Annotated in this window: 21 protein-coding genes; 9 read left to right on the forward strand and 12 right to left on the reverse strand. The window is 42.4% G+C overall.

Annotated features, from left to right (window positions below):
• Window positions 1-6 precede the first annotated feature (6 nt).
• From ABM313_RS21230 to ABM313_RS21245, 4 genes are all read left to right on the forward strand, one after another.
• Window positions 7-1,029, forward strand: a complete 1,023-nt coding sequence (locus ABM313_RS21230) for an SPFH domain-containing protein (protein WP_434685125.1) — start codon at window positions 7-9, stop codon at window positions 1,027-1,029.
• A gap of 226 nt (window positions 1,030-1,255) precedes the next feature.
• A complete protein-coding gene (locus ABM313_RS21235; RefSeq protein WP_434688545.1) occupies window positions 1,256-2,152 on the forward strand; it encodes an RnfABCDGE type electron transport complex subunit D in 897 nt (298 codons plus the stop codon).
• A 78-nt stretch (window positions 2,153-2,230) separates the two neighbouring features.
• Entirely contained in the window at window positions 2,231-3,622 is a 1,392-nt protein-coding gene (locus ABM313_RS21240; protein ID WP_434685126.1) for a DUF2330 domain-containing protein, read from the forward strand.
• Window positions 3,623-4,204: 582 nt separating this feature from the next.
• Window positions 4,205-5,188, forward strand: coding sequence for a GGDEF domain-containing protein (locus ABM313_RS21245; RefSeq protein ID WP_434685127.1), 984 nt, complete (start codon window positions 4,205-4,207; stop codon window positions 5,186-5,188).
• Window positions 5,189-5,251: 63 nt separating this feature from the next.
• Here ABM313_RS21245 and glmU read toward each other — a convergent pair whose 3' ends face one another.
• From glmU to psaA, 8 genes are all read right to left on the reverse strand, one after another.
• Window positions 5,252-6,616: a bifunctional UDP-N-acetylglucosamine diphosphorylase/glucosamine-1-phosphate N-acetyltransferase GlmU gene (gene glmU, locus ABM313_RS21250; RefSeq protein WP_434685128.1), complete on the reverse strand. Its 1,365-nt coding sequence runs from the start codon at window positions 6,614-6,616 to the stop codon at window positions 5,252-5,254.
• Between the two features lie 160 nt (window positions 6,617-6,776).
• Window positions 6,777-8,165, reverse strand: coding sequence for an aspartate ammonia-lyase (locus ABM313_RS21255; protein WP_434685129.1), 1,389 nt, complete (start codon window positions 8,163-8,165; stop codon window positions 6,777-6,779).
• A 78-nt stretch (window positions 8,166-8,243) separates the two neighbouring features.
• On the reverse strand, window positions 8,244-8,453 hold the full coding sequence (locus ABM313_RS21260; protein ID WP_434685130.1) for a hypothetical protein: 210 nt from the start codon (window positions 8,451-8,453) through the stop codon (window positions 8,244-8,246).
• 90 nt (window positions 8,454-8,543) lie between these two features.
• The gene (locus ABM313_RS21265) at window positions 8,544-10,847 is read right to left on the reverse strand and encodes a lipase family protein (RefSeq protein ID WP_434685131.1); all 2,304 of its coding nucleotides are present in this window, start codon (window positions 10,845-10,847) and stop codon (window positions 8,544-8,546) included.
• A gap of 316 nt (window positions 10,848-11,163) precedes the next feature.
• Window positions 11,164-11,556, reverse strand: a complete 393-nt coding sequence (locus ABM313_RS21270; protein ID WP_434685132.1) for a DUF5615 family PIN-like protein — start codon at window positions 11,554-11,556, stop codon at window positions 11,164-11,166.
• Complete coding sequence (locus ABM313_RS21275; RefSeq protein ID WP_434685133.1) at window positions 11,553-11,927, reverse strand: DUF433 domain-containing protein; 375 nt, start codon at window positions 11,925-11,927, stop codon at window positions 11,553-11,555. The genes ABM313_RS21270 and ABM313_RS21275 overlap by 4 nt, the downstream gene beginning before the upstream one ends.
• Window positions 11,928-12,023: 96 nt before the next feature.
• Window positions 12,024-14,252, reverse strand: a complete 2,229-nt coding sequence (gene psaB / locus ABM313_RS21280; protein WP_434685134.1) for a photosystem I core protein PsaB — start codon at window positions 14,250-14,252, stop codon at window positions 12,024-12,026.
• A gap of 24 nt (window positions 14,253-14,276) precedes the next feature.
• Window positions 14,277-16,529 (reverse strand): photosystem I core protein PsaA, encoded by a 2,253-nt coding sequence (gene psaA / locus ABM313_RS21285; protein ID WP_434685135.1) that lies wholly within the window; start codon window positions 16,527-16,529, stop codon window positions 14,277-14,279.
• 423 nt (window positions 16,530-16,952) lie between these two features.
• On the opposite strand from psaA, the gene ABM313_RS21290 reads away from it, so the two are divergent.
• The 3 genes from ABM313_RS21290 to ABM313_RS21300 all read left to right on the forward strand — a co-directional run bounded on the left by ABM313_RS21290 (window position 16,953) and on the right by ABM313_RS21300 (window position 20,099).
• Complete coding sequence (locus tag ABM313_RS21290; RefSeq protein ID WP_434688547.1) at window positions 16,953-17,969, forward strand: transaldolase; 1,017 nt, start codon at window positions 16,953-16,955, stop codon at window positions 17,967-17,969.
• Window positions 17,970-18,069: 100 nt separating this feature from the next.
• Entirely contained in the window at window positions 18,070-19,689 is a 1,620-nt protein-coding gene (locus ABM313_RS21295; protein ID WP_434685136.1) for an AAA family ATPase, read from the forward strand.
• Window positions 19,690-19,724: 35 nt separating this feature from the next.
• Window positions 19,725-20,099 carry a DUF1257 domain-containing protein gene (locus ABM313_RS21300; protein WP_434685137.1) on the forward strand — a complete coding sequence of 125 codons (375 nt, stop codon included), beginning with the start codon at window positions 19,725-19,727 and terminating at the stop codon, window positions 20,097-20,099.
• Between the two features lie 61 nt (window positions 20,100-20,160).
• Here the strand turns inward: ABM313_RS21300 and ABM313_RS21305 are convergent, their stop codons facing one another.
• Both ABM313_RS21305 and ABM313_RS21310 read right to left on the reverse strand, forming a co-directional pair.
• On the reverse strand, window positions 20,161-20,343 hold the full coding sequence (locus ABM313_RS21305) for a hypothetical protein (RefSeq protein ID WP_094530558.1): 183 nt from the start codon (window positions 20,341-20,343) through the stop codon (window positions 20,161-20,163).
• Window positions 20,344-20,539: 196 nt separating this feature from the next.
• The gene (locus ABM313_RS21310) at window positions 20,540-21,298 is read right to left on the reverse strand and encodes an EAL domain-containing protein (RefSeq protein WP_434685138.1); all 759 of its coding nucleotides are present in this window, start codon (window positions 21,296-21,298) and stop codon (window positions 20,540-20,542) included.
• A 146-nt stretch (window positions 21,299-21,444) separates the two neighbouring features.
• On the opposite strand from ABM313_RS21310, the gene ABM313_RS21315 reads away from it, so the two are divergent.
• Both ABM313_RS21315 and ABM313_RS21320 read left to right on the forward strand, forming a co-directional pair.
• Window positions 21,445-21,993: a CAP domain-containing protein gene (locus tag ABM313_RS21315; protein ID WP_434685139.1), complete on the forward strand. Its 549-nt coding sequence runs from the start codon at window positions 21,445-21,447 to the stop codon at window positions 21,991-21,993.
• Between the two features lie 52 nt (window positions 21,994-22,045).
• Window positions 22,046-22,660, forward strand: a complete 615-nt coding sequence (locus tag ABM313_RS21320) for a pseudouridine synthase (protein WP_434685140.1) — start codon at window positions 22,046-22,048, stop codon at window positions 22,658-22,660.
• Here ABM313_RS21320 and ABM313_RS21325 read toward each other — a convergent pair.
• Entirely contained in the window at window positions 22,616-23,350 is a 735-nt protein-coding gene (locus ABM313_RS21325; RefSeq protein ID WP_434685141.1) for a lipoate--protein ligase family protein, read from the reverse strand. The genes ABM313_RS21320 and ABM313_RS21325 overlap by 45 nt on opposite strands.
• 57 nt (window positions 23,351-23,407) lie before the next feature.
• Window positions 23,408-23,872 (reverse strand): YbjN domain-containing protein, encoded by a 465-nt coding sequence (locus ABM313_RS21330; RefSeq protein ID WP_434685142.1) that lies wholly within the window; start codon window positions 23,870-23,872, stop codon window positions 23,408-23,410.
• Between the last annotated feature and the right edge of the window lie 87 nt (window positions 23,873-23,959).

A 23,959-nucleotide genomic window follows, 5' to 3' on the forward strand; every position in this document is an offset into this window, starting at 1 on the left:
GTATATATGGAAGCAACAATTTTCAGCATTGTCTTTGCGCTCTTGAGTGGTACTTATATCTATCGTTCCTTTCGGATCATCGAAGAAGGTCAGATCGCACTGGTTGAGAGATTTGGGAAGTATCAAAAGACAATGGAACCGGGGATCAACATTGTTCTGCCGTTTATAGATCGTGTCTCCTTGACTAAAAGCTCTCGTGAGCAGGTATTAGAGCTTCCCCCACAGCCTTGCATGACCTCTGATAATGTTAGTGTCAATGTTAGTGGTGCAATGTATTGGCAAATTGCTGACCTGCAAAAAGCTCGCTACAACATTGAAAATGTCGATCAGTCTTTACAAATCTCTCTTTCAACCCAAATCCAAACTCAAATTGGTCGCTGTGAACTAGACAATATTATCGGTGGACAGGAGCGGATTAACGCTGAAATTTTAACTGGCATTTCTGGTGATACCCAAGACTGGGGAATCAATGTCCTGCGCGTCAGACTAGGCGAAATCACGATTCCAAATTCTGTACTTCAGTCAATGGAAAAACAAAAGGCAGCCGAGATCGAGAAAAAGGCTATGATTTCGCTATCTGAAGGTGTGAAGACTTCAGAAATTACCAAGGCTGAAGCCGAAGCTCGCTCTAATCGCGTATTAGCCGAATCAGAGCGTCAAGTGCAGCTAGAACAAACTGAGGCGATGGCTCTGTCAATTGAGCGGATTGCTAATGCGATCGCCAAGCATCCCAATGGCAAGGAAGCAGTACAGTATTTGTTAGCCCAAAAATATCTAGAAATGGGACAGGCGATTGGTGAAAGTCCCAGCAGCAAAGTTTTATTTATGGACCCAGATTCCATCCCTGCGGCGCTTCAATCGTTATTGGCGATGACTGATCGCAAAATCCCTGAAAAAATAAATGATCAGATCACTAAAAAACCTTTTGGTGAAAGTTCAAATATTTCACCCACATTACGCAATTTACCTGAGCTTAAGCCATTTAACTCACAACTAGATAGTGAAAAGGGTGATCCCAGTACTAATTAAAGAACCAGATTTTTTGTGGTGCGGCTCCGCTGCGCCACAAAAAATCTGGTTCTTTAATTAAATCGCAGAATCCTTACGGAGAAATTTTTTAAAAACTTAAAGTGCTGTAAGCAAGTAATCGTTACAAAAAGTGCAACAGACGACAATCCTAAAATTTGGGCAGTTATACTGATCCAAACTTTAGGTTAATCAGAAAGCTATGCAGTCCTTGAAGTTACCTTTTGCGATGCCGCGATCGCTTGCCAGATTGTTCACTTTTGGCATTGCTCCTTTCAGAGATGCCCGTGATTATCAGATTCTATTTCTATCAGTTTTTTTGTTATTAGGGGTTAGCACCCGTGATTGGTCACTGAAACCGCTCGCGATTGCTCTTACTTTTGTGACTTGTTGGTTAACCCAAATATGCATGATATCGATATTTTCTCCAGCAACGCCACAAAAAAACGAACAAAAAAACGAACGTTGGTTGTCACTTAAAAGCGCCACAATTACCGCATTGGGCTTAAGTTTATTATTACGTTCTGATAGTTACATGGCGATCGCCTGTGCATCATTTTTAGCGATCGCTAGCAAATTTATCTTCCGCACCAACGGCAAACATTGGTTCAATCCTGCTAACTTCGGAATCGTCGTTGTTTTACTGCTCGATAGTTTTGTTTGGAATAATCATGCATGGGTTTCTAATGGACAATGGGGTGAAGATAGCTTATATGCCTTGGTATTTCTTGGTTTAGGCGGCATCGTTCTCAAAAAGGTAGGACGTTGGGATACGAGCGTCATGTTTTTAGTTGCCTATTCTCTGTTAGAAGGACTACGAAATCTTTGGCTAGGTTGGACTTGGGATGTCTTAGCCCATCGCCTTACTAGTGGCTCTCTGTTGCTGTTTGCCTTATTTATGATTACTGATCCACGTTCTATTCCCAATGCGAAAGTGGCGCGATTAATCTGGGCTGTAGCGATCGCCGTTTTAGCTTTCATTTTCCGCAATGTTTTCTTTAACTCTGACGCAATGTTTTATGCGTTATTTCTAATTTCACCACTCACCGTTTTATGCGATCGGCTCTGGAATGCACCACGATTCCAATGGCTACCAAAACGCTACAGTGCTTTGCTTTCTAACTAAACCCAATATTAGTGGCAGCACGAAGTGCCAATACTAATGTTGGGTTTAGTTATCTATTTAATTTTTAAGGATAGATACATGAAAAAATTTCTAATTTGGATGCGTGTACTTATGAGTACCGCCCTTGCTTGTTTAGTTGTCTTTACCTATTCACCTGCTGTCTTTGCCTTCTGTGGTTTCTATGTGTCCCAAGCTGATGCCAGTCTATTTAACAAGGCTTCGCAGGTGGTGATTGCCCGTGATGGTAAACGCACTGTTTTAACAATGGCAAATGACTATCAAGGCGATGTAAAAGATTTTGCGCTGGTTGTGCCAGTACCAGTATTGCTGAAAGAAAAGCAAGTTCGGATTGGTGAGCAGAAGATCATCGATCGCCTTGATTCCTTTAGCGCTCCTCGCTTAGTCGAGTACTTTGACTCCGATCCCTGTGCTAGATATGAGGCCTATGATCGGGTTAATCTTGGCGGTATAACTAGAGCAAGTGCAGCCCCAATTTCAGAAGCAAAGGCTCCTCGTGATAATTACCAAGTTACCATCGAAGCTAAGTTTTCAGTTGGAGAATACGATATTCTCATTCTCAGTGCCAAAGAATCCGATGGTTTGGAAGCTTGGTTGATTGACAATGATTACAAAATTCCTCAAGGTGCAAAAGAGCTACTTCAGCCATATATTCGCCAAAATATGAAGTTCTTTGTGGCTAAGGTGAATATTGCTGAACTAAGTAAAACAGGTTCTCAATCACTCCGTCCTCTAATGATGGCTTACGAATCGCCAAAATTCATGTTGCCGATCCGTTTAGGAATGCTCAATGCTAATGGCGATCAGGATTTGCTTGTTTATATTCTCTCGCCGAAGGGACAAGCAGAGGTTGCCAACTATCGTACTATCAAAGTACCTTCTGATGCTGATATTCCCGTTTATGTGAAGAATGAATTTGGTAATTTCTACAAGTCAATGTTCCAGACTTCCTATAACAAGGAAGGTCGTAAAGTTGCCTTCTTGGAATATGCATGGGATATGTCAAGTTGTGATCCTTGTTCTGCTGAACCTCTTTCGCAAGAAGAACTTCGCAAGGCGGGTGTATTCTGGATCGGAGCCGCAGATTCTAGTCAACCTTCAAATCGACGCATTTTGCCTAGACCAATGCCGCCTAGCAATAGTCGAGTCTTTATCACGCGCTTACATATTCGTTATAACCGTGACAAATTTCCTGAAGACTTAATGTTTAAGGAAACCTCAAATCAGGAGCAGTTTCAAGGACGTTATGTTTTGCGACATGCCTTTAAAGGTGAGATGAATTGTGACGCAGGCAAAGAATATCAACGATCGCTACGTCCTCGCTTTGAGAAGGAAGCACAAACTTTGGCAAGTCTAACAGGCTGGAACATCGCCGATATTCGCCGCAAGATGAATATCTCTAGTCTGCCTAATCCTGTAGAAACTCCCTTCTGGGAAAATATCTGGAAATAATATATCGATCCTAAATGAGTTGTAAGATTTGGAGGATTGTGAGAGTGCGCCCCTTCGCGGCGCACTCTCACAATCTATTTAGGATAGCTATAGCTAGCTATAGTTGGTTATGATCGGTACTAATCTTAAACCCACATAGTATGAGAATCAGCACAAAGCGCTGATTCTCATACTATGTGGGTTTAACTTCACTTCAGTTTAACTAATTCTTCTTGTATCTTTCTTGATCCAGTAATACCAATTCACAAAAGTATAACAACACTTTTGTGAATCAAACATCAAACCTAGTAAGGGGTTTTCAATTAAGAAATTGCTACGCTATTTTTTAATTTGGTATAAGGATTTTATTCCAAAACACAAATGGCTACGTTATTTTGTGTTTTGTGCAGATGTTGCCAAGTGTATCAAGACATAAAACTCCAAAGAGAGTTATGCCACTTCGTGCCGCAACTTCATGCCGTAACTCTCTTTGGAGTTTTGATTTTGCCCTAAGATTTTTAGTAGAATTTAGTAGAATTAGATACTCTACTACAAATCCTGAAGGTCATTATTTTGTATAACTATGCAAAATAACAAATATCTATGAAAGTCCCAGACTACCCAGAGAATGAAGATGTTCGTGTGGCAACACTGCGATCGCTAAGCATTCTCGATACAGAACCAGAAGAACGCTTTGATCGCCTAGCTAGAATCGCCAAGAGACTATTTGGAGTGCCGATCGCCTTAGTCAGCTTAGTTGATATGAATCGCCAATGGTTTAAATCCTGTCAAGGTTTAGCAGTAACAGAGATGTCACGCGATATATCATTTTGTGGTCATGCCATTTTAGGTAATGATATTTTTATGATCGCTGACACCTTAGAAGATGAGCGTTTTTACGATAATCCTCTAGTTCTGAATGAGCCAAGAATTCGCTTTTATGCAGGAGTTCCACTAGTTGTACCTAATGGCATAAAGGTCGGTACACTCTGTTTAATTGACCGAGAACCTCGAATTCTCAGTGATGAAGACCGAGAGTTACTGCGTGATCTTGGTCAAATGGCGGCTCAAGAACTATCATCCGTACAGTTAGCCACAATTGATGAATTAACTCAAATATCTAATCGACGTGGCTTTAGTGCATTAGCACACCATGCGCTAAACCTATGTAAAAGAATGAATAAGCCTGCTTCTCTATTCTTTTTTGATCTAGACTTTTTTAAAGAAATCAACGATCGCTACGGACATGCTGAAGGCGATAATGCGTTGGTAAATTTCAGTAAAATCTTAAAAGAATCTTTTCGGGAATCAGATGTAGTCGGTAGATTGGGCGGAGATGAATTTGTAGCTTTATTGACCAATGCTAATCAGACTGAAACACAGCTAATTTTAAATCGCTTAGAACAAGTATTAAAAGACTTTAATAGCAAACAAACAGATCGTGGTTACGATATTGTTTACAGCGTTGGCATGGTCGAGTTTGATCCCAGCCGTCATCATTCAATTAATGATCTGTTAGTAGAAGGCGATCGCTTGATGTACGCACAAAAACGTGAGAAGCGCTCAAAGGAAGTCATTTCATCGTAGGAGCAATTCATGAATTGCTCCTACCTTTCGTTCTTCTTCGTCAGTCCTAACTTTTAATTACTTTTAATTCTTTTTGCGACCTTCTTGATCATAATAATCAGGTTTAATAATCTGCTTAGCTCTTGCAATTGCTAAAGCGTCAGATTCCACATTTTCCACAATTATAGAACCTGCGGCAATATTAACATTCTCACCAATTTGAATCGGTGCAACTAGAACCGAGTTAGAACCTGTCTTACTGCGATCGCCGATTATAGTCTGATGCTTTTTAAAGCCATCATAATTAGCCGTAATCGTACCTGCGCCGATGTTTACCTGTTTACCGAGAGTAGCATCGCCGAGATAGCTAAGATGTGCAGCATTAGTGCGATCGCCTACTTTGGCATTTTTGAGTTCCACAAAGTTCCCAATCCGACATTTTTCACCCACCATTGATTCTCCCCGAATTCGGGCAAAGGGACCAATCCGACAGTTATCAGAAATTTGACTATCTTCGATCACTGAGAATTGTACAGAGCAGTTTTCCCCAATGATACTATTCTCTACAAGACTTGAAGGACCGATCGTTGTACCTGAACCAACTTTAGTATTACCTCGCAAATGGGAATGTGGTTCGATAATCACATTAGGCGCAAGTTCCACTGAGTCATCAATGGTAATCGTCTCAGGTAGTAGCATCGTAACACCTGCACGCATCCATTTTTCTCTTGCTCTTTTTTGCAAGACATCATAGGCATGGGCTAACTGAATGCGATCGTTAATTCCTAAACTCTCGTCAGGGTCTTCTAAATCACTAGCATAAACTGAATTGAGATAATCAAAAACCTCAGTCAGATAATATTCCTTTTGAGCATTATTGGTAGTCAGTTTCGGTAGAGCCTGAGCTAATTCTTGCCAATCAAAACAATAAACACCCGTACTAACACGCTGATTGAGAAGTTGTTCAGGATTACAATCGCGGTGCTCAATGATGCGTTCGATCTTCATATCGTGATCGCAGAATACGCGACCATAGCCCGTTGGATTTGGTAAAAGCGCTGTAAGCACTGTTGCCGAAGCTTTGTGTTGGCGATGACTATCGATTAAAGCTTGGATAGTTTCAGTTCGCATCAAAGGTGAGTCACCAGTAAGTACAACTAGTTCACCTGCAAAATCTTTTAAAGGTTCCAATAATTGCTGAATTGCATGACCTGTTCCCAATTGTTCCGTTTGTTCGGCAAATTCTAACTGTGGATAATCGGCGAGAGCAGCCCGAACTTGATCGCTACAATAACCAATGATCGCAATACGGCGATCGGCTTTCAAGGCATCTGTAGCATTGAGAACACGCTCAACTAATGATTTACCTCCCAGTGGTTGTAATACTTTGGGTAACGCGGACTTCATGCGCGTTCCTTTACCCGCCGCTAATACTGCTACTGCTAACATGTTTTTCTATTTCTCCATTGATAGTAATTTGTGAATAAGGAAATTTCTAAATTTCATTAATAACCCCTCCCTAGCCCTACCTTTGCAAAGGGGAGGGAACTAAATTTCTAGTTTTTCCCCTTTGCAAGGGTTAGTTAAAGGGGGGGATGGGGGATGAGGGTTATCCATTTGGACGGCTCATTTGCTCAAGATCAAGAACTTCGGCTAGCTTCTCCTCTGTCATCAATCCCTTATCCAAAACCACTTGACGTAGAGATTTTCCTGTTGCTAGGGATTCCTTAGCGACATCAGCAGCATTGAGATAACCGATATGAGTATTCAAAGCTGTCACTAACGACAGACTGCCCTCAGCGTATGCTAAACAGCGATCCTCAACCGCCACGATTCCTCTAATACATTTAGTCGCGAGAGTATCAATCGCATTACCCAAAATCTCAATACTCTGGATCAAATCATAGGCAATCAAAGGCATCATCACATTCAGTTCCAATTGACCAGCTTGAGCCGCAAAGGCGATCGCCGTGTCATAGCCGATAACTTGATAACAAACCATATTTGTCATCTCGGCAATCACAGGATTATATTTGCCTGGCATGATGGACGAACCTGGTTGCACTGGTGGTAATTGAATTTCGCGCAAACCTGTCTTTGGTCCTGAATCCATTAAGCGCAAATCATTGGCAATTTTGCAAGTATCTTGGGCAAGGTTGCGGATTGCACCCGATACATTCACAAAGGGAGCCATACTTTGCATCGCAGCCATCAAGTTACTAGCAGGCTTCAGTTCAAATCCTGTAATTTCGCTGAGCTTTTCAGCAACGCGATCGCAATACTGCGGATGCGTATTTAGTCCTGTACCTGACGCACTCCCACCTAAACCTAAAGTTTTTAAATCATTAGCTGCTAGGTGAATGCGTTTAATATGATCGCTAATAATTTGAGCATAGGCTTGAAATTCATCACCAAGCCTGACGGGGACAGCATCCTGTAAATGGGTACGTCCAGATTTGACGATTCCTGCAAAGGCGATCGCCTTAATCCGTAACTGTTCACTGAGATTTGCTAAGGCAGGAAATAGGACGTGATCCAGTGCTAATAATGCTCCAATCCGAATCGCTGTGGGAATTACATCATTAGTAGACTGTCCATAATTCACATGATCGTTGGGATTCACATTTTTGTAATTACCCTTAATGTCACCCAAAATCTCAAGGGCGCGATTGGCTAATACTTCATTGATATTCATATGATGCGATGTACCAGCACCCGCTTGATAGACATCAACGACAAACTGATCGCGTAAATGACCATCTAATATTTCATCTGCCGCCGCCGCGATCGCCATGCCCATTCCGACAGGAATACAACCGAGTTCGGCATTAACTAAGGCTGTAGCTTTTTTGATTAGTAAACAAGCATTCACAAAGGTCGGCAAGGGCTTAAGTCCACTAATCTTAAAGTTATCGATCGCCCTTACAGTTTGAATACCATAGTAAACATCATCGGGCAGGGACATTTCCCCCATGGAGTCGCGTTCGGTTCTAGTCATAGGAATCTTGTGATCGGCTGTTTTTTTAGATATGCGTTATAGCTTAATGTTAACTTGGCAAGTCGAGATTAAATTCATTTATTTGCCCTCAAGAATGGCGATCACTTTTTGTTGAACTGACGTTAATTGAACTTGATTTAAAATCTCGATAAACAACCATGGAGATATTGATTCAGATAGACAATCCATCAATATCTCCATGATCAATATATTTAGAAAATTTTGAGCGTCCTCAAACAGATAAAACTTCGGTGAGAGTAGCAGTTTTGTATCGATAATTAAACTCATAGAACTGTTGAGTGATAATCAATAGTTCATTTAACTTGTTTTCCGCTTGCATAGCTTTAGTTCTTTTGCCTAGTGATAAAGGCTTTATCCTCAACTGAATTTCTGATGAATCATCTCAATTACTTTTGCTTCTTCAGGAGTCATAATGCCGTCTAACATCGCAAACTTCTGACATTGGGCAAACAAAGCTAAAGCATACTCTGGCTTGATGTCCTTTATTAACATCTCAAGCGGAAGTGGTGAATCCATATACTCAGCGATCGCATCTATCGACGCTGGTCTAAGATTAGCCGCTTTTAGGTCAGCCAAAACACTTTCCTTACTTCTACCTTGATTTCCTGCCCAAATCACATGAACCAGAATTTGATCAATAATTTGTTCCTGCGGAATCGCACTTTTTAAACGCTCTTCGCTATCTTTTTGAATGTCTACTAATTTTTCTTCAAAATCAACAGGGTTTAGTTTTGCCTCATAAAAAGCACAACTTGCCTGCCCAAGCGTGTAAAGCATAACGGCTTCAGAGCTTGCAGCAATCACAGCTCCTGCAACTGGAATATTTCTTAATAGTCCTAATCCTGCTTTAATTGCTGTTTTGCCACCAAAAGCTAACCCGAATACGGCGACGACTTCTCCTTTTCTAGCTGGATCTTTAAGATCCATGCCATAGGCACAAGCAATTTGATAAACCATCTCAGCTTGGAGAGAAGTTGTCGCAGCTAGATCAACTGCAAACAATGCTGCGGCAGAACCAGGGACAATCGAGGTAGCAAATCCAGACGCACCCGCAAACACCGCTTTTTGCCCAATAATTCTTTGCGCGATTTGATAAGCTGACTCATTGGGGTGTTTTTGTTTTAATCGCTTTACTTCAGCCTCTGATGCAGTAACATCTACCTGATCTAATATTTTCAGAAACCAATCAGCATTAAAGATCCCAGCAGCCTTCCGAATTAAAGAATTATTCCCAACAGCCTCGATCGCTTGTCCTGCGCTACTAGTTGTCGAAGAAATTCCACCAATGACAGCACCACCAACTGTTTGCGTAAATGCACCAACAGCCCCACCAACTGCTCCTACGGTTGCCACTGCCGCACCACCGACTGCATTTCCAACCGATCCAGCTACCCCACCAACTGCACTTCCCGCACTAGCGATCGCACCGCCAACATTTCCCGCCGCACCCACAACCGTGCCGCCAACTGCACTAGCTGCTCCACCTACAGCACCGCCAACATTTCCCGCCGCACCTGCAACTGTGCCTCCAACCGCACTAGCTGCGTTACCAACTGCCCCTGCTGCTCCTGCAACTGCACCAAATGCGCCATCCCACCAATTACCTGTTTGTGGCTTGTCAGTAGTTACAGCAAGTGCAGAATCTTTTGTAGAAGTTTCATCTCTTGATTGAGAGTCAGCAACAGGTTCAACGGATTCAGAGAGATTAGTCATATCAACAATTTCCCCACTAGCAGGAGCAGTTCCCTTTACAATCTCCTCACCTGCTTGCTCGTCACCTTTAGCAATCTTTTTCAAAAAATTTTTATTGAACATATCTTTTTTCTCTACTAAGCTAATTGCTTGTGTTTCAGGTTTAATATCAAACTCAGGCTTAGTAAAAAGCGATTGAGGTAAAGTTTTTTCGATATCTAAAGCTTGAATGTATCTTAAAGTATCATGTTCAATAAGTAGTATCTCAGCAATCTTTCCGAGATAACCTCCAATACTTTCAGTTATCAAAGACTGAATATTCCCTTGAAATTGTAAGATTTTAACAAGATTAGTGGTGATTTCGCCAAAAGCAGAACCGTGATCTGGCTTCTCTAACAAGATTTTCAAAAATTCAGATTGCTGTTTCTGAATATTCATTTGGGAGGCATCAAGTTTATAAACTTTACCTGTGGTATGCAGTAAATACTCTGGCTCAGGATGGCTATACTCAGTCAGTGTTTTACTCATCTCCGCTAATGGCTGTTGAACTTGGGGAAGCCAAGCCAAGTTATTGCTAGTCATCTCCACAATACAGCCCCCCAATAGCGGCAAATGCGGAACCAGATCCCCAGGGGTACGAAACCTATAGAGTGGTGTTTCTAATTTCACGCTCTCAGTTCCCAAGGGCGGCGCACCAAAAGTATAGGTTTCGAGACTAGAGTAACTTGGCTTTAAGTCAGATTTATTGAGTTTATGGGCGAGTAAAGTTGCCGAAGCTCCGCCCAGACTATGCCCTGTAGTAATGATTTTGGGTTTGTCTTTGAGCAAATCGGGCAGAATATTTTGCAGTTGTTTCCAAATTGGCTCAGTGTAAAGTTGAAAACCAAAATGAAATTCATCGACAATACGCGGTGTCAGTAAGCTATACATCCAGTCCTTGACGCTGACTGTCCCCCGAATCGCAATCACTATTTATTGTTCACCGTTTATTGCCACAAAGCCATAGTGTTCTGTCCCTTCTTTAAGTAGGGCTTACTGAAAAAGTACAAAAGCTTGCTACATAAGGACTTTAAGCTTTTTTGTCATAAAAAGTGCAAGATTATAGCGTCTAGAAGATCAAAACCCTTGCACTTCCGTGGAAAATTGCTGGGTAAATTTGGGAAATATGCGACAAAATACTATTTTGAAAGCTGTATTGCCTTTAAATTCACTCTGTAGACTTTTTCAGCAAGCCCTACTTACCGTCCCCGATATTGGCAGCATTTGTAGTCAATACAAACCATAACTAGGGAATAAAAATACGCCCAGACCCTAAATAATTTTCTATATCAAGACCAATTTCTATCAAACTAGCTACACATTTTTCTCGATACACTTTCTCATCAAGTCGATCCACATTACTAATAGTTACTACTGGAAGACTGAGATCTGTATTTTTTTCACGAATTGTCTGTTCCAAAGAAGTTTTGCCCTTCATATTTCTATTGGCAGTAATCAAAATCATTTGATTTTGTTGAGCAAAATTCCAAACAAACAGATCACTACTATCACGAGGCAACCCCACATCCTCAAATTGAAGAAATTTAATTTCTATTAGCTCTAGCCAACCTTCAGAAGCCACAACTCCCCAAAGAATTAAAGATTTACCTTTGAGATTGTAATCAATCAAAAACTTCATGCTTCAGCCGCTAGCCTCGTTTTCCAAACTTGCAGCTTTTCCCATGCTTTTTTATTTTCAGGTTTAGGATTACGATTAGCTACTTTAGCAAATCTTTCTTTATTGATTTCTTGCCAATAATGACGGTTTATATCAGATTCTTGCAAAACCTGTTGATACTCTGACTCAACCTGTTCACGATTATTTTCAATGTAGGCGATCGCTGCATTGAACTGCTGCTCAGTAATATAAAAAAAATAATTACGAATTAGCTTTACAGGATAACCAGCATGAATATAATCCATCAAATCATACAGAGTAATCCGAGTACCATTGATAGTAAGTCCTCTTTCTGTACGGATAATATCTGACTTGTCTTGAATAGCTGTCATATTTGCCACTCTTATAAACATTTTAGATATTATATCTTTACAAAAAAATCCCCCACATTGCTGTGAGGGATTTTTTTAATTAACTAGCAAGCTAGATTAACCGAAAGCCGTTGTCGTTGAGGCAATCAGGAAGGCTGCATATGTGACGATGTAACCAACCGTGAAGTGAGCCAAGCCAACCAAACGAGCTTGAACGATGGAGAGAGCCACAGGCTTGTCTTTCCACTGAACTAAACTTGCAAGAGGTGTGCGTTGGTGTGCCCATACTAGGGTTTCGATCAACTCTTGCCAGTAACCACGCCAAGAGATCAAGAACATAAATCCAGTTGCCCAAACGAGGTGTCCGAATAGGAACATCCAAGCCCAAACAGAGATATTGTTCATGCCATAGGGGTTGTAGCCATTGATCAACTGAGCGGAGTTGAGCCATAGGTAGTCACGGAGCCAACCCATGATGGTGACAGAGGATTCGTTGAACTGAGCAACGTTACCTTGCCATACACCGAGGTGTTTCCAGTGCCAGTAGAAGGTGGTCCAACCGATGGTGTTCAACATCCAGAACATAGCGAGGTAGAAGGAATCCCATGCAGAGATATCGCAAGTACCGCCACGACCAGGACCGTCGCAAGGGAAGCTGTAGCCAAAGTCTTTCTTGTCTGGCATGAGCTTAGATCCACGAGCATCCAAAGCACCCTTAACCAAGATCAAGGTAGTGGTGTGTAGACCTAGAGCGATCGCATGGTGAACTAGGAAGTCTCCAGGTCCGACAGTGAGGAACAAAGAGTTGTCACCAGAGTTGATACCAGCCAACCAACCAGACAACCAAACGTTACCGCTATTTGGCCAAGCTGTTGCAGCGATGCTATCAGGGTTAGAAAGTAGGACATCAAATCCATACAATGCCTTACCGTGAGCAGCTTGAATCCATTGTGCAAATACAGGTTCGATCAAGATTTGCTTTTCAGGAGTACCGAAAGCTTGCATTACGTCGTTGTGAACGTAAATGCCGAGGGTGTGGAAACCTAAGAAGAGGGATACCCAGCTTAAGTGAGAGATGATCGCTTCTTTGTGATCAAGGACACGAGCAAGAACGTTGTTCTTGTTAGCTTCAGGATCGTAGTCACGAACGAAGAAGATCGCACCGTGAGCAAATGCACCAACCATCAAGAAACCAGCAATGTATTGGTGATGAGTATACAGAGCAGCTTGTGTAGTGAAGTCCTTAGCAATAAATGCATAAGAAGGCATCGAGTACATGTGCTGAGCAACTAATGATGTAACTACACCGAGAGTAGCTAGGTGCCAGCCAAGTTGGAAGTGGAGAGAGTTGTTGTAGGTGTCATAGATACCTTTGTGTCCTTCTCCCAATAGACCACCAAAGGGAGTTCCTTTGGGTGGGTTGTGAGCTTCCATGATTGTCTTCATGCTGTGACCGATACCAAAGTTGGTGCGGTACATGTGACCAGCGACGATGAATAGCACTGCGATCGCCAAGTGGTGATGGGCAATGTCAGTCAACCAGAGAGCTTCGGTTTGAGGATGGAAGCCACCCAAGAAGGTCAAGATTGCTGTACCTGCACCTTGAGCTGTTCCAAACACATGACCTGCGGTATCAGGATTCTGAGCATATACACCCCAGTTACCAGTGAAGAAAGGCGCAAGCCCTGCTGGATGAGGAGGTACGCTCAAGAAGTTTTCCCAACCTACATGAACGCCACGAGCTTCAGGAATTGCTACGTGTACCAAGTGACCAGTCCAAGCTAAGGAGCTAACACCGAACAAACCAGCAAGGTGGTGGTTTAGACGAGACTCAGCATTCTTAAACCAAGAGAGGCTAGGACGGAAGCTGGGCTGTAGGTGCAACCAACCTGCAAATAGCAGGAGAGCAGCAAAAATCAACATCCAGATTGCGCCACCAAATAATTCTTGGTTAGAGCGCATACCGATGGTGTACCACCAGTGGTAAACACCAGAAAGAGCGATATTTACAGGACCAGCAACATCAGTTTGTGTGAAAGCTTCAACTGCTGCCTTACCAAAGTGAGGGTCCCAAATCGCATGGGCGATTGGACGTGTAGTGAGAGGATTCTTAATCCATTGCTCAAAGTTACCCTGCCACGCTACGTGAAACAGGTTGCCAGATGTCCACAGGAAGATGATTGCCAAATGTCCGAAGTGTGAAGCAAAAATCTTTTGGTAAAGACTTTCTTCGGTAACACCATCGTGACTTTCAAAATCGTTCGCTGTGGCGATCGCATACCAGATCCGACGGGTTGTTGGATCCTGTGCGATAGCCTGGCTAAACTTAGGAAATTTCGTTGCCATAATTACTTCAATTTCTCCGTTTTATTAGCCAAGTGCACCGTAACGGGCTAGGAAGAATGCCCAAGTTGTGGCAATTCCACCTAAGAGGTAGTGAGCTAGACCTACTGCACGACCTTGAGTAATACTCAAAGCGCGAGGAGAGATAGCAGGAGCAACGTTGAGCTTGTTGTGTGCCCAAACGATTGACTCGATCAATTCTTGCCAGTAGCCACGACCACTGAACAGGAACATGAGGCTGAAAGCCCAGATGAAGTGAGCGCCCAAGAAAATCAAACCGTAAGCCGACAATGCCGAACCGTAGGATTGAATTACATTGGAAGCTTGTGCCCACAAGAAGTCACGCAACCAACCGTTAATGGTCAATGCACTCTGTGCAAAGTTACCGCCAGCCATGTTGGTTATTGTGCCGCTTGCATCAACAGTACCGAAAATATCGGACTGCATTTTCCAAGAGAAGTGGAAAATAACAACGGAAATACAGTTGTACATCCAGAACAAACCGAGGAATACGTGATCCCATGCCGAAACTTGACATGTGCCGCCACGACCAGGACCGTCGCAAGGGAAGCGGAAACCAAGTTCAGCCTTATCTGGAATCAAGCGAGAGCTACGAGCGTAAAGAACACCCTTCAAGAGGATCAGTACGGTGACGTGGATGGTAAACGCATGGATGTGGTGTACCAAGAAGTCAGCAGTACCAAGAGCCATGTGAGCAGCAGCAACCTTGCCACCAACAACTACAGTATCGCCACCAAAGATGGGGCTAACACTAGCGCCTGCATAAGGAGCAGTTACGCCTGCTGCGGCTGCATGGAAACCTTGAATCCAGTTAGCAAATACGGGCTTCAACTGAATTGCGGTGTCGGAAAACATATCTTGAGGACGACCCAATGCACGCATGGTGTCATTGTGGATGTAAAGACCAAAGCTATGGAAGCCAAGGAAAATACATACCCAGTTAAGATGAGAAATAATTGCATCACGATGACGTAATACACGATCAACTAAGTTATTAACATTCTTAGCAGGATCGTAATCACGAACAAAGAAAATACCAGCGTGAGCAGCACCACCACAGATCAAGAAACCACCAATCCACATGTGATGTGTAAATAGGGAAACTTGAGTTGCGTAGTCAGTAGCAATGTAGGGATAAGCAGGCATCGCATACATATGTTGTGCAACGATGATGCTTAGAGAACCCATCAGAGCCAAGTTCCAAGAAAGCTGAGCGTGCCAAGAGGTTGTGAAGATTTCATACAAGCCCTTGTGACCTTCACCAGTTAGAGGACCTTTGTGAGCTTCAAGCATTTCCTTCATGCTGTGACCGATGCCCCAGTTGGTGCGGTACATATGACCAGCAACAATGAAGAGTACAGCGATCGCAAGGTGATGGTGAGCTTGGTCAGTTAGCCACAAAGAACCAGTTTGAGGATTCAAACCACCCTTAAAGGTCAAGAAGTCAGCATAAGCGCCCCAGTTCAAGGTAAAGAACGGTGTCAAACCTTGTGCAAAGCTGGGGAAAATATCCGACATCAAGGAAGGATTAAGAATGAACTCATGGGGTGCAGGAATCTGACTAGCAGCTACGCCCTTATCAAGGTAATAGTTGACAGGAATCGAAACATGGATCTGATGTCCAGCCCAAGAGAGAGAACCCAAACCAAGTAAACCAGCCAAGTGGTGGTTCATCATCGATTCAGCATTCTTAAACCACTCAAGTTTAGGTGCTGCCTTGTGGTAGTGGAACCAACCAGCGAAGAACATCAAGCCAGCCATCACCAAACCGCCAATTGCGGTGCAGAGGAGTTGATACTCGGTGGTGATACCAGATGCTCTCCAAAGGTGGAACAAACCAGAAGTGATTTGAATACCTTGGAAACCGCCACCTACATCGCCATTCAAGATATCTTGACCGACAACGTTCCAGACCACTTGGGCGCTGGGCTTGATGCTGACAGGATCAGACAACCAAGCAGTGTAGTTAGAGAATTTGGCTCCGTGGTAATACATACCGCTTAGCCAGATAAAAATAATACCTAAATGCCCAAAGTGAGCAGAGAAGATCTTACGGGCAGTATCTTCTTCGGTTGTGAAACTGTCAAAGTCATGCACATTGGCATGAAGATCCCAAATCCATGTTGTGGTTTTTGGTCCCTTCTTAAGGGTGCGGTCAAAGTGACCAGGTTGTCCCCACTTCTCAAAGGAAGTTGGGACTACGTCACGATCAACCGATACCTTTACCTCTGTGTCTGGCTTTTGAGGAGTCATTGTCATGTAAATTTTCCTCTCTCAGACTGTTAAGACAAAGTAGATTAAACGATTAGGCTAGCTCTCTCATAGTGCTGAATCTATGAATGAGATAAGTACTGCTGTACAAGAGACGCTGAGCCACGATGTCGTAATTATAGATTTAGGGTTGTGTCGCTCTAGAATCTTTGTAACAATTGTTTAGAATGTCTCAAATTAGCTCAATCCTTCTCTCTGCAATAAATTTAGACAAACAAGCTAAGTTTCTTAAGTCAATGAGCCCTACATTTTTCTTAACAAAACTTCATTAGATTCGCAAATTTCTTGTTGTGTGGCTTATTTATATGGTGATCTTGTAATTACTCTAAAGGTTGCTTAAACCTCAAAATTGTTAAGGCTAAGATAGGCGTGCAAAGGTAGCTAGTTATGACTGTTGCTATGGAGGACGTTATGTCTAATGATTTGCCTAAAAGTTTTCTAGATCAGTTGCGTGAAATGACTGTAGTGGTTGCTGATACAGGGGATATACATGCAATTGAGATGGTGAAACCTCAAGATGCAACTACAAATCCTTCTTTGATTACGGCTGCGGCTCAAATGCCCCAATATCAGGAAATTGTGGATGAGACCCTAATAGAAGCCCGAAAAGATTTGGGTAAAGATGCCCCGCCAGCTCAAGTGGTTTCCTTAGCTTTCGATCGCTTGGCGATCGCCTTTGGTATGAGGATTTTGAAAATTATTCCTGGTCGTGTTTCTACTGAAGTGGATGCGCGTTTATCCTATAACACCGAAGCAACGATTGCTAAGGCACACTATTTAATTTCACAGTATGAGTCTCACGGTATTTCCCGCGATCGCATCTTGATCAAAATTGCGTCAACTTGGGAAGGGATTAAAGCTGCCGAATCTCTTGAGAAAGAAGGTATTCATTGCAATTTGACTTTGCTATTTGGGTTACATCAAGCGATTGCTTGTGCTGAGGCAGGCGTGAAATTAATTTCACCTTTTGTGGGACGTATTCTCGATTGGTATAAGAAAGATACAGGTAGAGATAGCTATCCTGCTGCCGAAGATCCAGGGGTATTATCGGTAGCCAGAATTTATAACTACTACAAAAAATTTGGTTATAAAACTGAAATTATGGGCGCAAGTTTTCGTAATATGGGCGAGATTGTGGAATTGGCTGGCTGTGATTTGTTGACAATTTCCCCTGCTTTACTGGATGAATTACACCACACCCAAGGTGAGCTAGTACGCAAACTTGATCCCGAAACTGCATCTCAGTCAGATATTGCCAAAATTCCTATGGATAAGGCGACTTTTGAGGCAATGCACGCTAGCGATCGCATGGCTTCGGAAAAGCTTGATGAAGGGATCAAAGGCTTCTCTAAAGCACTCGTCACCTTAGAGGAGCTACTCACTGACAGACTAGCCAAACTCGAAGAGCAAGTACTCGCCGCAGCCTAATTATGTTTCCAGCGCCGAAGGCGCTGGAAACATTGATTTTTATTCCAGAAGTAGGGTGGGCACTGCCCACCCTACTTTGCTTATTGCTATACTTGCCCATATGTCGCCACAATCGCCAAAAGCTTCACTATCTCCGATCAAAAGCAGAGTCTATCAATCTCTGATAGAGCAGTTTGATCTCTTACTTCGTGCCAAATATCCCCTCATATACATAGTTACTGCCGAAGAAGAACCAGTCGAAGATATTTTGACAGAGGTTGCCTTGCAATCTAGCCCTAGCCGCAGAATTTTGTTTTGGGACATCGCCAGAGGCTGGAGTGACAATAATGCGGATAAAGGCTCGGTAATGGCAGCTTTGTCACGAATTGCTCAACGGGATAAGGCAACTAAGGATGGCGATAACGTTTTATATATATTGCGTGATTTGCATCCGATTCTCAAATATCCGCACCACGAGCGCCACATTCCGATTATTCGTGAGTTAAAAAACTTGGCTCGCGATCTTAAACTTGATCGCCGCACTATAGCTCTAACTAGTCATGTCTTAGAAATACCACCTGAATTGACCGAAGAAATTACAGCGCTCGATTTTCCATTGCCAGCGATCGCCGAAATCGAATATTTAATCAATCAAAAAATCTCACCCAATAGACTGAATTTATCCAAATTAGCCTTGGAGCAATTAGTCAAGGCTTGTCAGGGTTTGAGCCGTACCCGTATTCAAAGAGTGTTAGCCAAAGCGATCGCCGAAAAAGAGCAAGTTAACGATGCTGATATTGATGCTGTACTCGCCGAAAAGCAACAAGCGATTAGACAGACGGGGATTTTAGAATTTTTTACTGTTAACGAATCGCTAAAAAATGTGGGGGGATTGGATAACCTCAAGCAATGGGTAAGGATTCGGCGTGATGCTTTTACGGAAGAGGCAAAGCGCTACGGCATTCCTACGCCCAAGGGGGTTTTATTAGTCGGTATTCAAGGCACTGGCAAGTCTTTATCTGCAAAAACGATCGCTAACGAATGGCGATTACCCCTATTACGTCTTGATATTGGACGACTGTTTGGGAGTTTTGTGGGCGAGAGTGAGAGTCGAATGCGGCAGATGATTCAGCTTGCGGAGGCAACTGCCCCCTGTGTTTTGTGGATTGATGAAATTGATAAAGCCTTTGGTAATGCCAATATTTCCATTGATGGAGACTCTGGTGCTAGTCGTCGTGTCTTTGGTTCATTGATCACATGGATGCAAGAAAAAACTGCCCCTGTTTTTATTGTTGCCACAGCTAATAATGTCCGAATTTTACCAGCCGAACTTTTGCGAAAAGGTAGATTTGATGAAATATTCTTTTTGAATTTACCGACCGAATCTGAACGGCAAGAAATTTTTAAAGTGCATCTACAAAAACTACGCCCCAGTCGGTTACGTGAATTTGACCTGATGCTCCTATCTCGACATACTAAAAACTTTAGTGGGGCAGAAATAGAACAAGTAATAATTGACGGTATTCATCGCGCCTTTGGTCGTGGCAGTAGTGGTAACCGTGAAGATTTCACCACTGAAGATATTATTAGTGCGATCGAGGAAACTGTCCCACTAGCCGCGATTGCATCTCAGCAAATCGAATCCCTCAAACAATGGGCTGCTGAGTCTGGTGCAAGAACTGCATCTAATGATGAGCAATTGCTTCAAGAATTACGAAAATTTGCAATTAACTTAGAATAAAGGCAGTGCAAAGCACTCCCTTTATTCTAAATTTTATGTCCCACTTCACTACGATCGCCATCGAAATTAAAAATGGTGACTTGCTTGAGCAAGCCCTACAAAAGCTTGGCTATCCTGTTCAGAAAAACAACTTAGTGCGTGGCTACTTAGGAGATACCACCACTGCGGAATACGTGATCCCTATGCCCAATGCCTATGACCTTGGCTTCCGAAAAATTGGTGATTGCTATGAACTCATCGCTGACATGTGGGGAGTAGCGATGAATGTCGAGGAATTTCTAGGAGAACTAAACCAACAATATGCGGCTCAAATGGTTTTAGAGAGTGCTAACCAACAAGGATTTGCGATCGAGCAGCAGGAAGTATTAGAAGATGGAACTGTGCGGATTGTGATTGGTCGCTGGGCTTAACCACAAAAAAGTGTAGTAAGTGGACTTTTTGTTGATTTTTTGTGGACTTTTTTACAAAGATTTAATCAGAATTGCGAAATAGTGTCAAAACTGGCACACAGGCTCCAATGCATGAGGCGATCGCTCCAATTCCTGAAAAAATATGAGGAGCCTGAACATACTTAACTATTTCGTCTGTAGCAAGAGGCAGGGTTGCGAGTAGCACACACGACACACCTAAGCGAACTGCTAATTGATGAATCATGTTTATTACTTGAATTCTACATTTTTTGATCTGTCAACATCTCACACTAGGTTGACTGATGGGGATCGTCATCTATAAATAGAGTGATATATCGATATTGCAACGTTATATAAATGTCAATAAATATCAATTTCTGTAAAGATGTAAAGCCAAAAAATCTACTAGGGAAAATCTATTGTTTTTCTATTATTTTGACTTATAGATTATTGAGGGGTGCTAAGCTTTGAAACCTCGGCTTAGCAAAATAGTAACCTTGGAATAGCTCAATACCGAAAGATTGGAGAATACTTAGCTCTTCGTAAGTTTCAACGCCTTCAGCTATTACCTTAATATCTAACTCACTGCATACTTGAATAATTCCTTTAACGATCGCTTGGCGACCCTTGTTTTGATCAATATGGCGAATTAGACCCATATCTAATTTGACTAAATCAGTTTGAAACTCAGCTAATAAGTTGAGTCCTGAGTATCCTGATCCAAAATCATCAATTGCCGTTAAAAAACCTTGCTGACGATAGTATTGGACAATTTCTCGAAGATGCCCATGATCCTTAATTTTCTCTCCCTCAGTAATCTCAAAGATAATCTGGTCAACAGGGAAACCGAAGGTTGCGGCTGCCTCAAGAGTTGTGCGAATACATAATTCAGGACGATAAACTGCATTTGGTAAGAAATTAATGCTGACAAAAGATTTAATATCTAGCTTTGCCCCCAATTGCACTGCTTTGACTCGGCAAGCTTGATCAAAGCGATAACGATTTTCATCATTGATCCGTCCTAAGATTTCGCCCGCAGGCTCCTCATTCATCCCCCTAACTAAAGCCTCTTGAGCAAAAACTTCTCTAGTAGTCGTGTTAACAATTGGCTGAAATGCCATCGTAAATTCAAATCCTAGCCCTGCTCCTTTAGCACATTCAGCGCAACCTATTGCGTTGTAGTCTTGGTTCTGTGTCATTTGTGTTACCTAAATATCTGGTTGCATAGTTTTAAAACTTAATTTTTTTGGGAGCCTGTAATTTACGTTCTTTAATATGGGAACCCTTAAATGATGGCAAAGTCAATAATTATCTGTATTTATTCACAAGTTGTGCAACTAAATTTATGAAATCAACTTTAGTCTGCTATAGCCTTTTGGTATTTGGGGGGGCAATGGCGATCGCACCTGATTTGGGTGCAACATCTTTTTTATCCAGCCCACAAAACCAAGTTGCCCAAATACAATCTATTCGTAAAATCAGCCAAAGTACTAGTCGGACTAGTTTTGAAACTGAGTTATTAAAGTTGACAAACCTAGAGCGCAAGAAGGTCGGCTTGTCTCCTCTAAAGCTATCTCCACAATTGACAAAAGCAGCCCAGTTCCATGCAGTTGACATGGCAAGGAATAATTATTTTAGTCATACAGGGCTGAATGGTTCAAGTATGGTAGACAGAGCTAAGGGGACTGGCTATAAATATTCTGCTTTAGGGGAAAATATTGCTGCGGGTAAATCTACACCTGAAGGGACAATTCGACAATGGATGAATAGTTCTGGGCATCGTGCCAATATTCTCAATGCTAAGTTTACAGAGATTGGATTTGGATATGAGAATGCTCCCAACTCCCGCTATAGACATTATTGGGTACAGGTATTTGGAACGCCTCAGCGCTAGATTAGAATAAAAAAGCTCGCATCGCGAGCTTTTTTATTCTTTAAAAAAATTTATGCGCGATCGTCGATATATTCCCCAATATATTATTTTCTATAAACCCTATGGTGTTCTTTGTCAGTTTACTGATGATAGTACGTCGCCACGCCCCACTTTGAAGGAATATATTGACATCCCTGAAGTTTATTCTGTAGGAAGATTGGATTTTGACAGTGAAGGATTATTGCTACTTACCAATGATGGACAGTTAAAGCATCGCCTCATCGATCCGCAGTTTGAACATCCACGGACTTATTGGGTACAAGTAGAGAAAACTCCTACAGAAGAATCTTTGCAGAAATTACGTAGTGGAGTCATAATCCAAGGCTATCGAACCAAACCTACGATCGCGAAGTTATTAGATACTGAGCCAGTTCTACCAGAGCGGAATCCGCCTATTCGGTTTCGTGCCAATATTCCTACAGCATGGATTGAGATGACATTAACCGAAGGGAAAAATCGACAAGTCAGGAAAATGACGGCAGCAGTTGGTTTTCCGACTTTGCGTCTAGTACGTGTAGCGATCGCCCATTTAAGTTTGGGAGATCTAGCTGTCGGACAATGGCGAAATTTGACTCCAACAGAACTACAAGAACTCCGTTTGAAAGTAATCCCGCGCCGACTGAGATAGAACATCGATAATTTCTACTGCTAAGTCTTTATGCGTATTCCACGCCAGTTCTTGGTAGCCAACAATCGGAACTTCTGCTTGAAATAGCTCTGTCAGTAACTTGTAATTAGGATTGATCGAGATTGAGCCGTGCTGCAAAACTGAATTATGACGATAAACTTGAGCGCTACCGATCAGTTTGCGTCCGTCTGCAATTACTAAATCTGCGTTGGTTGCTGTCGAGAAGCAACTGGGATTGTGAATATATCCCCGCCCTGCTTTTCCATAGCTTAGATTGATCCCCAAATTGGCAAAACCTCGAATTAGGAATTCGCTGATATATTCATAGATCTCACGATGCGATCGCTTTCTGCCAAAGGTATTGTCATCAAACTCACTCACTTTATCCCCACAAATATCAGCACTGGTAATTACTGCATAGGTCAGTTCGCCTTGATGCAGCACCGCACGCCCCCCACTCGGACGACGAACGATGTCGAGATTATGCTTTTGAGCGATCGCATTCCAGCGAACAGGATATTGCTTTTGGTGAAGCCCTAAAGAGATTGCGGGTGGAGTCCAGCGATAAAATCTTAAAATTGATGGTGATTGCGGATCTTGACTATGAAGATCGAGCAAAGAGTTATCAAGAGCCATTTGCAACTTTCCCGATATCTCGGAATAAGGAACAAGCTGCCATTGTTTGTTCATGAATTTATAAAAATGACAAGAAAGTACCATTTAGGTACTTTCTTATAAAACACAGTTCTAAGCGCCAAAATTTTCTTTTAATACTTCGTCATTTTCATCAGCGATCGCTGCCACAATCGTGATGATCCGAGAAATTTCCGCAGGTGAAAGATCCTCGACAGACCGAGAACATAGCACCAGTACTTGATCATTCTGGATAGCATACCTAGCTTCAAAGGTATCAGCAGCATTTTTTTCTAAAAGCCAGCGCGTCATTTTTGCTTCATCTTTAAATGGCGCAGCTAATACTGTCGAGAAAACAGTAAAGGTATCATTAGGCTCGGTTCCAGTAATGTTGACAACTACCTCTACAGTGCCATATTGAAATTTCCAAGTATCCTCGGTCTGGTTCTCAAGAGCCGAATTGTCAGCATCCATACTGGCGATGACAGTCTGGATCGTTTGCACAATGTGATTAGTCGGAGGTGCAAAACTAGATTCTGCTTCTACAGGAGTTATTGGCGATTCTGTTGTGAAGGTCATAGTTATATATCTAGTTACTATCTGCCAATAGTGTATAGCAAACGTCAATGTTTTTTATCAAACACCAACAGGGCGTTTGATCACAAT

It is taken from the genome of Pseudanabaena minima str. Chao 2107 (assembly GCF_051131155.1).
GTDB classification, from domain to species: domain Bacteria; phylum Cyanobacteriota; class Cyanobacteriia; order Pseudanabaenales; family Pseudanabaenaceae; genus Pseudanabaena; species Pseudanabaena minima.

Bases quoted from the DNA above. Each gene is read 5' to 3' on its own strand.
- ABM313_RS21230 (WP_434685125.1), top strand. From the start codon at position 7: ATGGAAGCAACAATTTTCAGCATTGTCTTTGCGCTCTTGAGTGGTACT.
- ABM313_RS21235 (WP_434688545.1), top strand. From the start codon at position 1,256: ATGCCGCGATCGCTTGCCAGATTGTTCACTTTTGGCATTGCTCCTTTC.
- ABM313_RS21240 (WP_434685126.1), top strand. From the start codon at position 2,231: ATGAAAAAATTTCTAATTTGGATGCGTGTACTTATGAGTACCGCCCTT.
- ABM313_RS21245 (WP_434685127.1), top strand. From the start codon at position 4,205: ATGAAAGTCCCAGACTACCCAGAGAATGAAGATGTTCGTGTGGCAACA.
- glmU (WP_434685128.1), bottom strand. From the start codon at position 6,616: ATGTTAGCAGTAGCAGTATTAGCGGCGGGTAAAGGAACGCGCATGAAG.
- ABM313_RS21255 (WP_434685129.1), bottom strand. From the start codon at position 8,165: ATGACTAGAACCGAACGCGACTCCATGGGGGAAATGTCCCTGCCCGAT.
- ABM313_RS21260 (WP_434685130.1), bottom strand. From the start codon at position 8,453: ATGAGTTTAATTATCGATACAAAACTGCTACTCTCACCGAAGTTTTAT.
- ABM313_RS21270 (WP_434685132.1), bottom strand. From the start codon at position 11,556: ATGAAGTTTTTGATTGATTACAATCTCAAAGGTAAATCTTTAATTCTT.
- ABM313_RS21275 (WP_434685133.1), bottom strand. From the start codon at position 11,927: ATGACAGCTATTCAAGACAAGTCAGATATTATCCGTACAGAAAGAGGA.
- psaB (WP_434685134.1), bottom strand. From the start codon at position 14,252: ATGGCAACGAAATTTCCTAAGTTTAGCCAGGCTATCGCACAGGATCCA.
- psaA (WP_434685135.1), bottom strand. From the start codon at position 16,529: ATGACAATGACTCCTCAAAAGCCAGACACAGAGGTAAAGGTATCGGTT.
- ABM313_RS21290 (WP_434688547.1), top strand. From the start codon at position 16,953: ATGTCTAATGATTTGCCTAAAAGTTTTCTAGATCAGTTGCGTGAAATG.
- ABM313_RS21295 (WP_434685136.1), top strand. From the start codon at position 18,070: ATGTCGCCACAATCGCCAAAAGCTTCACTATCTCCGATCAAAAGCAGA.
- ABM313_RS21300 (WP_434685137.1), top strand. From the start codon at position 19,725: ATGTCCCACTTCACTACGATCGCCATCGAAATTAAAAATGGTGACTTG.
- ABM313_RS21305 (WP_094530558.1), bottom strand. From the start codon at position 20,343: ATGATTCATCAATTAGCAGTTCGCTTAGGTGTGTCGTGTGTGCTACTC.
- ABM313_RS21310 (WP_434685138.1), bottom strand. From the start codon at position 21,298: ATGACACAGAACCAAGACTACAACGCAATAGGTTGCGCTGAATGTGCT.
- ABM313_RS21315 (WP_434685139.1), top strand. From the start codon at position 21,445: ATGAAATCAACTTTAGTCTGCTATAGCCTTTTGGTATTTGGGGGGGCA.
- ABM313_RS21320 (WP_434685140.1), top strand. From the start codon at position 22,046: ATGCGCGATCGTCGATATATTCCCCAATATATTATTTTCTATAAACCC.
- ABM313_RS21325 (WP_434685141.1), bottom strand. From the start codon at position 23,350: ATGAACAAACAATGGCAGCTTGTTCCTTATTCCGAGATATCGGGAAAG.
- ABM313_RS21330 (WP_434685142.1), bottom strand. From the start codon at position 23,872: ATGACCTTCACAACAGAATCGCCAATAACTCCTGTAGAAGCAGAATCT.